Origin of the sequence: Pseudacidovorax intermedius (assembly GCF_001476815.1) — a bacterium.
Taxonomy (GTDB): domain Bacteria; phylum Pseudomonadota; class Gammaproteobacteria; order Burkholderiales; family Burkholderiaceae_C; genus Xenophilus; species Xenophilus intermedius_A.
In genome coordinates, this window is record NZ_LDSL01000141.1 from 1 (window position 1) to 12315 (window position 12315).

Annotated in this window: 10 protein-coding genes; 2 read left to right on the forward strand and 8 right to left on the reverse strand. The window is 70.6% G+C overall.

Annotated features, from left to right (window positions below; all coding sequences use genetic code 11):
- Positions 1 to 134: 134 nt before the first annotated feature.
- The gene (locus NS331_RS20335) at positions 135 to 404 is read right to left on the reverse strand and encodes a hypothetical protein (protein ID WP_058643773.1); all 270 of its coding nucleotides are present in this window, start codon (positions 402 to 404) and stop codon (positions 135 to 137) included.
- Positions 405 to 525: 121 nt separating this feature from the next.
- A complete protein-coding gene (gene ssuE / locus NS331_RS20340; RefSeq protein WP_058643799.1) occupies positions 526 to 1113 on the reverse strand; it encodes an NADPH-dependent FMN reductase in 588 nt (195 codons plus the stop codon).
- A 319-nt stretch (positions 1114 to 1432) separates the two neighbouring features.
- On the opposite strand from ssuE, the gene NS331_RS20345 reads away from it, so the two are divergent.
- On the forward strand, positions 1433 to 2743 hold the full coding sequence (locus NS331_RS20345) for a flavin-dependent oxidoreductase (protein WP_058643774.1): 1311 nt from the start codon (positions 1433 to 1435) through the stop codon (positions 2741 to 2743).
- Between the two features lie 135 nt (positions 2744 to 2878).
- On the opposite strand, the gene catB is transcribed toward NS331_RS20345, so the two are convergent.
- The 4 genes from catB to NS331_RS20365 form a co-directional block, all read right to left on the reverse strand.
- Positions 2879 to 3514: a type B chloramphenicol O-acetyltransferase gene (gene catB, locus NS331_RS20350; protein WP_058643775.1), complete on the reverse strand. Its 636-nt coding sequence runs from the start codon at positions 3512 to 3514 to the stop codon at positions 2879 to 2881.
- 106 nt (positions 3515 to 3620) lie between these two features.
- Positions 3621 to 5327: a CocE/NonD family hydrolase gene (locus tag NS331_RS20355; protein ID WP_242873836.1), complete on the reverse strand. Its 1707-nt coding sequence runs from the start codon at positions 5325 to 5327 to the stop codon at positions 3621 to 3623.
- Positions 5324 to 6100: a cyclase family protein gene (locus NS331_RS20360; RefSeq protein WP_058643777.1), complete on the reverse strand. Its 777-nt coding sequence runs from the start codon at positions 6098 to 6100 to the stop codon at positions 5324 to 5326. The genes NS331_RS20355 and NS331_RS20360 overlap by 4 nt, the downstream gene beginning before the upstream one ends.
- Positions 6100 to 7065 carry a Bug family tripartite tricarboxylate transporter substrate binding protein gene (locus NS331_RS20365; protein ID WP_058643778.1) on the reverse strand — a complete coding sequence of 322 codons (966 nt, stop codon included), beginning with the start codon at positions 7063 to 7065 and terminating at the stop codon, positions 6100 to 6102. The genes NS331_RS20360 and NS331_RS20365 overlap by 1 nt, the downstream gene beginning before the upstream one ends.
- 236 nt (positions 7066 to 7301) lie before the next feature.
- On the opposite strand from NS331_RS20365, the gene NS331_RS20370 reads away from it, so the two are divergent.
- Positions 7302 to 7973: a TetR/AcrR family transcriptional regulator gene (locus tag NS331_RS20370; protein WP_058643779.1), complete on the forward strand. Its 672-nt coding sequence runs from the start codon at positions 7302 to 7304 to the stop codon at positions 7971 to 7973.
- A 126-nt stretch (positions 7974 to 8099) separates the two neighbouring features.
- Here NS331_RS20370 and NS331_RS20375 read toward each other — a convergent pair whose 3' ends face one another.
- The gene (locus NS331_RS20375) at positions 8100 to 10193 is read right to left on the reverse strand and encodes a putative bifunctional diguanylate cyclase/phosphodiesterase (protein WP_242873837.1); all 2094 of its coding nucleotides are present in this window, start codon (positions 10191 to 10193) and stop codon (positions 8100 to 8102) included.
- Positions 10194 to 10646: 453 nt separating this feature from the next.
- Positions 10647 to 12284: a rhodanese-like domain-containing protein gene (locus NS331_RS20380; RefSeq protein WP_058643781.1), complete on the reverse strand. Its 1638-nt coding sequence runs from the start codon at positions 12282 to 12284 to the stop codon at positions 10647 to 10649.
- Positions 12285 to 12315 lie beyond the last annotated feature (31 nt).

The window sequence follows — 12315 nt, forward strand, 5'->3', positions numbered from 1 at the left end:
CCACCGGCCGCGCGCCCTCGGTGCTGCCGAGGTAGCGGCTGTCGCCGTGGGTGGGAAGGAACCAGAACAGCTGGAGGCTCATGCGTGAAGGCTCTGTCGATGAAGGAGGTGGCGGATCGGCGGGGCCGCGGCCCTCACCAGGCGTAGGCGAGCAGCGAGGCGGCCACGAAGGACGGCCGTGCGTCGGCGCCCAGCCGGTGCCGCAGCGCGCGCAAGGGCGTCACGGGGCGGCGCGAGCCTGCCGACGAGGCCGGCCGGGCGTCGTTCAGGCGCACACCCCAGGCCACGGCCGTGACGCCGATGACGCGCAGGGCGGTCTGCGGCAGCGCCCGCGTGCGGGCCGGGATGGGTTGGGCGGCGAGGGCGAGGTCGGCGACGGGGCGCCGGAGTGCATGGACGGTCATGGCGGTCTCGGCAAAAAAGGCGTGCGATGCCCCTGCCGCCGTTGGCGGCCATCGCACGAGAAATGGGTGGGGCGGGAAGGCGGTCGCGGTGGCGCGGTGGACGCACCGCGCCGGCGCGGTGTCAGACGCTACATCGCACGTCCGAGAAAGCCACCGGCGCGAAGCCGTGGACCGGTGGCCGCTGCAGCCCTTCGGTGGCCAGCGTGTTCACGGCTTCGGCGAGGCGCAGCGCCAGTTCGTCCTGCAGACGGTAGGCGCCCTCGGGCACCAGCGTGACCTGCGCATCGCTGGCATACACGCCCGGCAGGATGTGCCGCGCGCCCAGCGACTGCAGCACCGGCCGCAGCGCATAGTCCAGCGCCAGCATGTGGTGCGGACTGCCGCCGGTGGCCAGCGGCAGCACCGTCTTGCCCTTGAGCGCGGTCTGCGGCAGCAGATCGAGGAAGGTCTTGAGCAGGCCGCTGTACGCCGCCTTGTAGACGGGCGTGGCCACCACGATGGCCGGCGCTGCGGCCAGTGCGTCCACGGCCTTCGCAATCGCCGGCGCCGTGGTGTCGGCCGCCAGCAGCGACGCGGCGGGCAGGTCACGCACCTGCAGCAGTTGCGCCTCCACGTCGCGCTGCGCCAGATGGTCCGCCACGGCATGCAGCAGCGCGGTGGAACGGGACGGTGCCGAAGGGCTGCCGGCGATGAGGAGAACGGGAGGCATGGGCATCGGGACCACGGCAGCCGCTGCGGGCACGGCGCCATCGGTCAGTCGTTGGGGTTGTCTGTCGATGGCATGGATTCTGGGCAGCCGGGCCGTGGATGCGAACGACCGTGTTCTCAGGTGGTCATGCGGAAAACGAGTAAGGGACGCACGGGCAGTTCTGCGAGCGCCAGGCAGCCCTGGAAGACGTGCAGCCCATGGAGACCGCCCTGGTCGACTTCATCGTGGGCGGGCCGCGCGCATCCGTCTCCCGAGGCCCGGCACCGGGCCGGCCATTCGCGAGGTGGGCCCGGCGGCCGCCCATGGACAATGCTCCGCCATGTCAGGAGACATCCCCATTCCTTCCCTACCCCGTCCCGTGCTCATCGCCGGCGGCGGCATCGGTGGCATGGCCACCGCCCTCACGCTCCACCAGATCGGCGTGCCGTGCATCGTCTTCGAGACGGTGCCCGAGCTGCAGCCGCTGGGCGTGGGCATCAACCTGCAGCCCAATGCCGTGCGCGAGCTGCACGACCTGGGCTTCGGCAACGAGGTGCTCGACACCATCGGCCTCCAGGCCCGCGAATGGGCACTGGTGGGCCGCAACGGCAACGAGGTCTATGCCGAGCCGCGCGGCCTGGCGGCCGGCTACCGCTGGCCGCAGTACTCGGTGCACCGCGGGCAGCTGCAGATGCTGCTGTTCAATGCCGTGCGCGAGCGGCTCGGCGACGATGCCGTGCGCCTGGGCCAGCGCGTGACGGGCTACCGGCAGGATGCCGATGGCGTCACCGCACTCGTTGAGACGCGCGACGGCCAGCGGCTGGAGGTGGCCGGCGCGCTGCTGATCGCGGCGGATGGCCTGCACTCGGCCGTGCGGGCGCAGATGCATCCGACGCAGCCGCCGATCCAGTGGGGCGGCGCGGTCATGTGGCGCGGCACCACGCCGGGCGTGCCGGTGCGCACGGGTGCGTCCTTCGTGGGCGTGGGCTCGCTCAGGCACCGCGTGGTGTTCTATCCCATCTCGCCGCCCGATCCGGCCACGGGCCTGGCCACCATCAACTGGATCGCCGAAATCACGGTGGACAACAGCCAGGGCTGGCAGCAGGGCGACTGGAACCGGCGCGTGCAGCTCGAAGACTTCATCCACCACTTCGAGGGCTGGAACTTCAGCTGGATCGACGTGCCCGCCCTGCTGCGCGGCGCCAGGGACGTGTTCGAGTACCCCATGATCGACCGCGACCCGGTGCCCACCTGGGTCGACGGCCGCGTGGCGCTGCTGGGCGATGCGGCGCACGTGATGTACCCGGTGGGTTCCAACGGCGCCAGCCAGGCCATCGTGGATGCGCGCGTGCTGGGCGCGCAGTTGATCGCGCACGGCGTGGGGCCGCAGGCACTGCGGGCCTACGACGACAAGCTGTGCCAGGACATCTCGGCGCTGGTGCTGCGCAACCGTGGCGCCGGGCCTTTCGGGCTGCTGGGCCTGGTGGACGAGCGCTGCGGCGGCGTGTTCGACCACATCGACGACGTGCTGCCGCGCGCGGAGCGCGAGGCCTACATGGCCCGCTACAAGGCGGCTGCCGGCTTCGCCATCGAGACGTTGAACGACGCGCCACCCACCATCGCGCCGGGGCAGCGCGTGGCAATGGATTGAGGCGCCGGCTACCGCGCCAGCCGGACCGCTGCAGCGTTGGCGGATTGCCCGAATCGACGGCACGCAGGCGCCGCGGTTCGATTCGGCCACCGAGGCGGATGGGCAGAAGACGGACGCCTCGACCGGGCCTCGCCCCTACGGCCGCTGCCGAGACCGCCAGTGCGCAAACAGCCCCTGGATGTCCGCGGAGCACAGCCAGGGCATCGCCGCCTGGATGTCCGGCAGCGGCCAGTCCCACCACTGCATCTCGAGCAACATCGCCACCTGCTCGTCCGCGAAGCGGCTGCGGATGGCCCTGGCGGGATTGCCCGCCACCACGGCGTAGGGCGCCACGTTGCGCGTCACGACGGCGCGGCTGCCGATCACGGCACCGTGCCCGATGGTGATGCCCGGCATGATCATCGCCTCGGCCCCGATCCAGACGTCATGGCCGACCACGGTGTCGCCCGCCGCAATGAACGCATCGCGCGCACCCGCGAAGGCCGGCTCCTCCGGCGTGTAGAAGAAGGGATAGGTGGAGGCCCAGTCGGCCCGGTGCCCCTGGTTGCCCGCCATGATGAAGCAGGCCCCCGAGCCGATCGAGCAGAAGCTGCCGATGATCAGCCTGTCGACATCGTCCCGGTCGGGCTGCAGATACCGCGCGCAGTCGTCGAAACCGTGGCCGTGGTAGTAGCCCGAGTAGTAGCTGAATCGCCCGACCTGGATGTTGGGGTTCGTGACCTGCTCGCTCAGCAGCTTGCCTTGGAACGGACTGTCGAAGAAGTTGGGCATGCGGGCGAGTTTGCATCAGGGTCGCAAGAAGCCCCGCCCCCAAGTAACTCCTTCAGCCAGGCGCCGGCCGTCGAAGCGCGTCAGCCCTGCGACTGCGGGGCGCGACTCATGGCCTCGACGGAATGAGCGGCAGCAACAGGTGCGAGTCGTACCGCCCCCCCGTCAGCAGCGTGTTCTGCCCGCGGAAGATCGCAGACGGCCGGTCGCTGCGGTCCGTGTGCAGGAAGGGCCCCGACCCCTTGCGCGGACCGGTCGCCCCTTCGCGCTCGAAGTCCTGCGCATCGACGCGCACCGCCAGCCGATAGCCCACGGGCAGCACGATGGAGGTGGGCCAGATCTCCACCTCCACGCGGTAGTCGGCGCCCGGCACCATCGGCTCCGCCCCGGTGTGGGTGTGGAAGGGCCGGCCCGGACGTGAGCGCGCGGGATCCGTCCGGCGGTGCGACACCCGCAGCCAGCCCTGCGCCACAGGCACCTGCGGATCGGTCGCGCCACGGAACAGCACCTCGCGGCCATCCGGCGCATAGGCACGCAGGGTGACGAACAGGTCCATATCGGTGCAGGTGGCGCGCACCCACAGCGCCAGCGACACCGGCCCGGTGAACTCGCTGGCCACGGCCATCGGCGCGCTGGTGAATTCCACGCCGCGGCCCGGCGCCGCGTAAGTAGCTTCAGCCGGCTCGGCCGCGGGGTCGGCCGACAGCGCCAGCGTATTCGCGTCGAGGTACAGCGGCGTCCACCGCGTGCGGGCCAGGGGCCACTCGCCCTCCTCCCGCTGCTCGAAGCGGTCGGGGTGCCGCACCTCCAGCAGCACGGGCGCCTGCGTGTCCCAGCCGTTGGCCTCGCCCTTGAGGAAGTGGTCGAAGAAGCGCTTCTGCATCTGCACGTAGTGCGGCAGGTAGAAGGACTCCCAGTGCGTGCCGCCGTGCATCTGCAGCCACTTCTGCCGCGAGCCGGCGCCCAGAAAGCCTTCGACGTTGCCGCGCAGGTGCAGGCCCATCCCACCCCAGTTGCCGGCCGACAGCAGCGGCACCTCGATGTCGGCCAGCCGCGCGCTGCGGGTGCGGTACCAGTCGTCCTCGAACGGATGCGAGCGGAACTCCTCGATCACGTCGACCCGGTTGGCGTCGACCTGCTCGCGGCTGAGCAGCTCGCCCGTCATCTGCGCCTCGGTTTCGCGGTCGACGAAGGGGCTGGCCGCATGGCCGTTCTGCACCGACAGGATCTGCTTGGGAAACCAGAACTCGAAGAAGAAGTTGCCGAAGATGCCGCCGTGGTGGCTGGCATCGCGGTACAGGTCGCTGGCGCCTTCCCAGGGGCAGATGGCGGCCAGGTGCGGCGGCCGCAGCGCCGCCACCTGCCACTGGTTCATGGCGTAGTACGAGATGCCCAGCAGGCCGACCTTGCCGCTGCACCAGGGCTGCGTGCCGGCCCATTCGATGCACTCCGCGTAGTCGCGCGTCTCCTGAGGCGACCAGACCCAGAGCTTGCCCGGCGACTCGCCGGCGCCGCGGCTGTCCACCACCACGAGCGCATAGCCCCAGGGCACCCAGCGCTCGGGGTCGGCCACCTCCCAGCGCAGGTAGCGGCCGGAACTGCCCTCGGTGTCCAGGCCCGGATAGAGCCGTTTGAGCTCGTCCCACTGCGGCTTGAAGCCATCCTCGAAATGCAGGTCCTTGCCGTAGGGGCCGTGCGTCATGAGCACGGGCACCGGCGCCCCGCCCTGCGGACGGAACACGTTGGCCTTGAGTTCGGTGCCGTCCTGCAGACGGATGCCGACGTTCTTCTCGACGATCATCTTGTTCGGCCTCATGACTGGAACAGCGCCACGGCACGGGTCCAGCCGGCCGAGCCGCCGCGCACCTTGGCGGGAAAGCAGGACACGAAAAAGCCGTCGGGCGGCAGCGATTCGAGGTTGTGCAGCTTCTCGAGATGGCAGTAGCCGATGTCGCGGCCGGCCTTGTGGCCTTCCCAGATGATGGCGGCATCGCCGTCGCGCCGGTAGCGCTCGGCGGTGTACTGGAAGGGCGCGTCCCAGCTCCAGGCATCGGTGCCGGTCACGCGGATGCCGCGCTCCAGCAGGTACATGGTGGCCGCATAGCCCATGCCGCAGCCGGCCTGCACGAAGTCGGGCTGGCCATAGCGGCTGCCCGCGCGGGTGTTGATCATCACGATCTCCAGCGGCTGGAGCGTGTGGCCGATGCGGTCCAGCTCGGCCTGCACGTCGCCGGGCTGGACGATGTAGCCGTCCTCGAAATGCCGGAAGTCCAGCTTCACGCCGGGCTGCATGCACCATTCCAGCGGCACCTGGTCGATGGTGATGGCCGGCTCGCCCTGGTTCATGGTCGATGCGAAATGCCAGGGCGCATCCAGATGCGTGCCGTTGTGCGTGCTGAGTTCCACCTTCTCCACCGCCCAGGCCTCGCCGTCGGGCAGGTCCTGCGGTTCGAGGCCCGGAAAGAACTGCGACAGGCGGCTGAAGCTCTGCCGGTGGTCCATGTAGTGGATCCGCGGCGCGAAGGCCGGCGGGTCGGAAATCACGTCGTTCTCCAGGTAGATGGAGAGGTCCACGATGCGCTTGAACATCACGCGTCCATCTCGATGCCGAGCGGCGGAAGGATGCGCTGGTAGCGCGCGTACTCCTGCTGCAGATAGGCCTTGAAGCGATCCGGCGGCATGCCGGACACCTGGTTGCCGAAAGCCACCATCTTCGACTTGAACTCGGCATCGGCCAGGGTCCTGGCAACGCCGTCGTACAGCGCCGCGAGCACATCGGGCGGCATGCGCGGCGGGGCGAGCATGCCGATCCAGGCCGGCACGTCGATCTCCGGCATGCCCAGTTCCGCGAAGGTGGGCACGTTGGGCAGCGTGTCCGCACGCTGCGCGCCGGTGATGGCGAGGGCCTTGATTTTGCGCGCCTCGATGTACTGCATGACCGACGACGGCGCGATGAAGGACACGTCGACCACGCCGCTGATCAGGTCCGTGAGCGGCGTGCCCTTGTAAGGCACGTGGATGAGCTCGATGCCGGCCTGCTTGGCGAAGAGCGCGCCGACCACGTGCGTGGTGTTGCCGTTGCCGGCGGAGGCGTAGCTGAACTTGCCGGGCTTTTTTTTGGCAGCGGCGACGAAGTCGGCCACGCTGTTGAAGGGACCGTCGGTCCGATGCAGCAGTGCGAAGCCGTAGGTGGAATAGACCATCGTCAGCGGCGTGAAGCCATCGATGGGGTGGTAGGGCAGCTTCTTCATCAGCACGCCGTTGGTCAGGTGCCCGCCCGTGGTCCACAGCACGACGGCCCCGTCGGGCCGGGCGCGCGACACCTCGGCGGCGCCGATGGTGGTGGCCGCGCCGGGCTTGTTGTCGACGATGCAGGTCCTGCCCGTGACCTTCTGGTAGCTGTCGGCAAAGATGCGGGTCATGCCATCGAGGGCGCCGCCCGCCGGAAAGGGCATCACGATCCTCAGCATGTCGGGCAGGGTCGCCGCGGCCTGCGCCATCGGGACCGCCAGGCCGGCGGCCAGGCCGGCCAGCGCCTCTCTTCGGTTCAACATCGCTTGTCTCCTTCTTTGGCGCCGATGGCGCTTGGAACCCAGCACCGCGCCTGGGGTCGATGCATCAGTCTAGGTCATTCAAACATCTGTTTCAATCGAATGTTTTTCGGCACCTTGATGGACGTCCGTGGTCGTTGCACCATCCGGACGCGCGCGATGCTGAGGCAGAATCGCCGCCGCCTGCGCGCCGCATCCTCCGCCTTCGCAGCGCACCCCGGACCCCACCCACCCCGTTCATGGCAGCATCCCGAAGCCTTCCGCCTGACAGGATCACGCGGCAGAAGATCATCGACTCGGCGCTCAGGCTGTACGCGCAGAACGGCATCGACGGCGTGCCAGTGCGCGCGCTGACCAGCGACGCGGGCGTGAACGTCGCGGCGGTGCACTACCACTTCGGCGGCACCGAGGCATTGGCCGAGGCCGTGTTCGGCGAACTGTCCGAACGCATCAACGCGCAGCGCGTGATGGCCCTGGAAGCCATCACGGCCGACGCGTCCCGGGCCGGGCGCAAACCCGAGGTGCGCGCCATCGTGCAGGCGTTCGTGGCGCCTTACGTGGGGCCCGACGCCGCGACCGAGGGGCGCCTGCTGGCCCAGCTGATCCTCAAGCATCGCCTGTCGCCTTCGCCCATGACCGAGCGTGTGGTGGGCAAGCATTTCGACCCGATGGCCAAGAAGTTCGTCGCCGCACTGCTGCAGGCCCTGCCGGAGGTTTCGCCGGGCCTCATGGCGACGCGCTACATGCTGATGGTCAGCACGGTGGTCCTGTCGCTCAGCGATCGTGGGCGGGCCCAGCGCCTGCAGCGGCTGGCTGGCAGGAAGGCGGCCCGCGACGGCCTGCAGACCATGGAAGCCGCGCTGGTGGACTTCATCGTGGCTGGCCTGCGCGCGCCCGTGTCCGAGCCGTGAAGCGCCTCGTCATCGGCCGCATTCGCCAGGCTGGCGGCAGGCGCACGGCGCTCGCGCGGCCGCGCGGACGAAGTCGGCCCCTGGGCGGCCGTCGACCCGCACGACAGGCTTGACGCGGCTGGCCGCTCAGCCTTTCGCCAGCAGCGGCCTGCCGCGTGCCCAGGCGAACAGCTGGTCCGCCGGCATCGGCCGCGCGAAGAAGTAGCCCTGCAGCTCGTCGCAGCCCATGCCGATCAGGATGTCGCGCTGGCCGGCCGTTTCGACGCCCTCGGCCACGACCCGCAGGCTCAGGGCGTGCGCCAGACGGATCACGGCGTCCACCACCGCGCGGGCGTCGCCGCTGGCCTCCAGGTCACTGATGAAGCTGCGGTCGATCTTGAGCTGGCGCGCCGGCAGCCGGCGCAGGTAGCTCAGGCTGGAGTAACCGGTGCCGAAGTCGTCGATGGCGATCGACACGCCAATGGCGGCCAGGCGCGAGAAGACCCGCTGCGTGGTCGTCACGTCTTCCATGGTCACCGTCTCGGTGATCTCGCACACCAGCTGCGCCGGCTCCACGCCATGACGCTGCAGTGCGCTGTCGATGCGCTCGACGAGGTCCTCCTCGTGCAACTGATGCACCGAGAGATTGATGGCCACGCGGATGCGGCCGAGGCCTGCGCTGCGCCATTCCTGAATCTGCCGGCAGGCTTCCTCGATCACCCAGTGGCCGAGCAGGCCGATCACGCCGAAGCGCTCCGCCAGCGGGATGAACACGCCCGGGCTGACCATGCCGCGCACCGGGTGGTTCCAGCGCAGCAGCGCTTCCACGCCCGAGACCTCGCCGCGCCGGCGGGCATCGATCTTGGGCTGGTAATGCAGCACCAGCTCGCCGCGCTCCACCGCCATGCGCAGCTCGGCCTGCAGGCTCAGCTGCTCCTGAGAATTGGTGCTCATGTGCGGCTCGAAGAAGGCGTAGTGCGCGCCACCGGCCCGCTTGGCCGAGCGCATGGCGGCGTCCGCGTTGCTCACCAGGGCGGCCTTGTCGCCGTGCTCGGGATGCATGGCGATGCCGATCGAGGCGGAGATCTGCAGCGGCGGCTGGCCGAAGCCGAAGGGCTGGTTCACCGCATCGAGCATCCGGCCGGCGACGATGCTGCAGTCGCCGGCGTGCGTCACGTCCTCCATCAGCACCACGAACTCGTCGCTGCCGATGCGGGCCACGGTGTCGCCGCTGCGCAGCACGCGCCGCAGGCGCTCGGCCACCTCGCGCAGCACGGCGTCGCCGAAGGAATGGCCGAAGGAGTCGTTGACCGGCGCGAAGCCGTCGAGGTCCACGAAGAGCACGGCCAGCTGCCGCATGCCGCCCCCGCGCGCGTCCGCCAGGCGCTCGTCGAAGAGCAGGCGGTTGGGCAGGCCGGTCAGCGGGTCCAGGATGGCGCGGCGGTGTAGCTCTTCGTTGGCCTCTTGCAGCTGGTGGTTGGCCGCCTGCAGCGAATGCGACAGGTTCATGGCATGGCCGCGCAGGCGCGCATCCAGCAGCGCCGTGACCAGGGTCAGCACCTGGACCAGCACCGTCGCGGCGATCACGATCAGAGCGAGGCCCTCCCCGCCCAGCTGGTCGGCACTCAGGCACACGCTGCCGACCGGGTAGCGCACACCCTGCAGGTTCAGGTAGTGCGCACCCATGAGCGACACGCCCAGGCCACAGGCCAGCAGCAGCTGGCGCGGGCGCCGACGGCGGCGGTGTTCCATGCGGCGCTGCAGCAGCCACACCGTCAGGGTCGAACCGAGCAGCAGCACGGCGAACGACGCCGCGACCCAGGGCCCGCTCCACTCGGCGCCGGGCCGCATGTCCATGGCCAGCACGCCCAGCAGGTGGGTGCTGCCGACGCCGACGGCCAGCACCAGGGCCGCCGCCAGCAGCTGAGGCGGGGTGTTGACGCGGCGCCGTGCCATGGCCAGCGCGACCCACGAGGCCATCACGGCGGCCAGCCACGACAAACCCGTGAACCCGTAGCTGTAGCCGACGGGCACAGGCAGCAGGTGGGCCATCATGCCGACGAAATGGGTGGCCCAGATGCCAGTGCCCATGACCAGCGCGCCGCCCACGCACCAGGTGCGCGACAGGCCGGGGTCGCCGGCCTGCACGCGCTGGCCCAGGTCCAGCGCGACGAAGGCGACGAGGATGGACAGGATGACGGAGACGGCGACGATCCACGGGTCGAGACTCGACACCATCATGATCATGCCCGGTGGCCCGGCCGTCGCCGCAATGGCGCCGCCCGCGGGCAGACGCTGGCCCGCCGCTGGGCTGGCCTGGTGATGGGAATCCTGGTATCCACCTTCCCTTGTCCTTCCGGTCCGGCTGCGCCGGACGCCTGCTGATGTCACCTCGGCCGCAGACGCGGCCACTTACTTTTTGACATATGTTAAGCCTCTATTAACAAGTTAGGCGTGCTGTTCAGGACGCGGATTTGTAAGAAAAGTGCGCGTGCGTGGGTAAGGGCCCACAGGGAGACGGTCGCGCGGTGCGGCGCAAGGATCCCCAGCGTGTGCGCACAGGGGTCTGCCGCGGGCGATCTGTCGCCCACCGCCCCACCAGGCGAGTTTGCAAGGCGCCACGCCCAGGGCGAGGAGCAAGCGCTCCAGCCCTACCACGCCGCCAGGCAGCGGCATGGTCGCCCTCGATGGCGCTCAGACCACCCTGAAATGATGCGTCCCATCCCGCCCCAGTTGCGCCACCAGGCCGAATTCCCAGTCCAGGTAGCCCTGCATGGCCTCGCGGGGCGCGTCGGTGCCTTCGTAGGGGCGGCGGTAGCGGTCGGTGCGGGGGGTGGCCAGGCGGTCCTCGCCGCGCTCGGCGGGCAGCCCGGCGGCAAACCAGGCGGCGTTGCCGCCCGTGAGCAGACGCACGGGCGTGTCGGCGCGGCCGCGCGCGTCGAGCAGCGCGCGCAGGTCGGCGGCGGCGTGGGCGGCGAGCAGGCTGGTGCCGCAGGTCAGCACGTACTGGGCGGCCGATGAGGGCAGCGGGCCGCCGAGCGCCTGCGCCAGCTGCGCACGCACCGCGAACCAGGCGCCGGGAATGTGCCGCTTCACGTAGTTGGCGCTGGCGCCGACGTCGATCAGCACCGCGTCGCCGGTCTGCAGCAGCGCGGCGAGGGCCGCGGGCGCGATGGGCTCCACGTGCCGATGGGGTTCGGGCAGCACCGCGGCGGGCGTGCCGGTTTCGGTGAAGTCCGCGGCTGTGGCGCCCTCCACGCGCCAGACCTCCCAGCCCATCTGTGCCAGCCAGGAGCCGGTCATGGCCGCGCGCACGCCGTCGTCGTCGGCCAGCACGAAGCGGGCGCCGCGCACGGGGGCGTGGTGGTCGGTCTCCTGCACCAGCTGGCCGCCGGGGGCGCTGGCAAAGCCGGGCAGGTGGCCGGCCTCGTATTCCTCGGGCGTGCGCACGTCCAGGCGGTAGGTGGTGCGCTGCGCGTCCTCCAGCAGCGCGGGCAGGTCGGCCAGGGCCAGCGGGCGCACGCCGGCCCGGGCCGCCACGGCCTGGGCATCCGCCCGGGCCCGGTCGCGGATGGCCGGATCGACGTCCTGGGGGGCTCGGCGCTGCGCGCCATGGTCCAGCTGCTGGCCGGCCAGCAGCCAGCCGATGGTGCCGTTGCGCAGGGCCGCCACCGGGTTGGGCAGGCCGGCATTCACCAGCGACTGCGTGCCGATGATGCTGCGCGTGCGGCCCGCGCAGTTGACGATGACGCGCGTGGCGGGGTCTGGCGCCAGCGCGCGGGCGCGCAGCACCAGCTCGGCGCCGGGCACGCTGGTGGCGCCGGGGATGCTCATGGTCTGGTATTCGTCGAAGCGGCGGGCGTCCAGCACCACGACGTCGGCCCGGGCGTCGAGCAGGGCCTTGACCTCCTCGGCCGCGAGCGAGGGCGTGTGCCGCTCGTGCTCCACCAGTTCGCCGAAGGCCTTGCTGGGCACGTTGACGTCGCGGAACAGCTCGCCGCCCGCGGCGCGCCAGCCCGCCAGGCCGCCGGCGAGCGCATGCACCTGGGTGTAGCCCAGGCGGGCCAGCACGGCGGCGCCGCGCGGCACCAGGTCGTCGCCCTCGTGCTCGCCGTACAGCACGATGCGCGTGTCGCGCCGCGGGATGCGGCGCCAGGCCTCCAGCTCGATGCGCGACAGCGGCAGATTGGCGGCCCACAGCGGATGGGCCTGGGCATAGGGGTCTTCCTCGCGCAGGTCGAGCAGCGCGATCTCGCGGCGGTCCAGCAGGTGCTGGCGGACCTCGGCGGCGCTCAGCGACGGCAGGGCGGAAGAAGGGGCGGTCTGGGTCATGAAGAAAAAAGGTCGGGACGAGCGGCCCGCG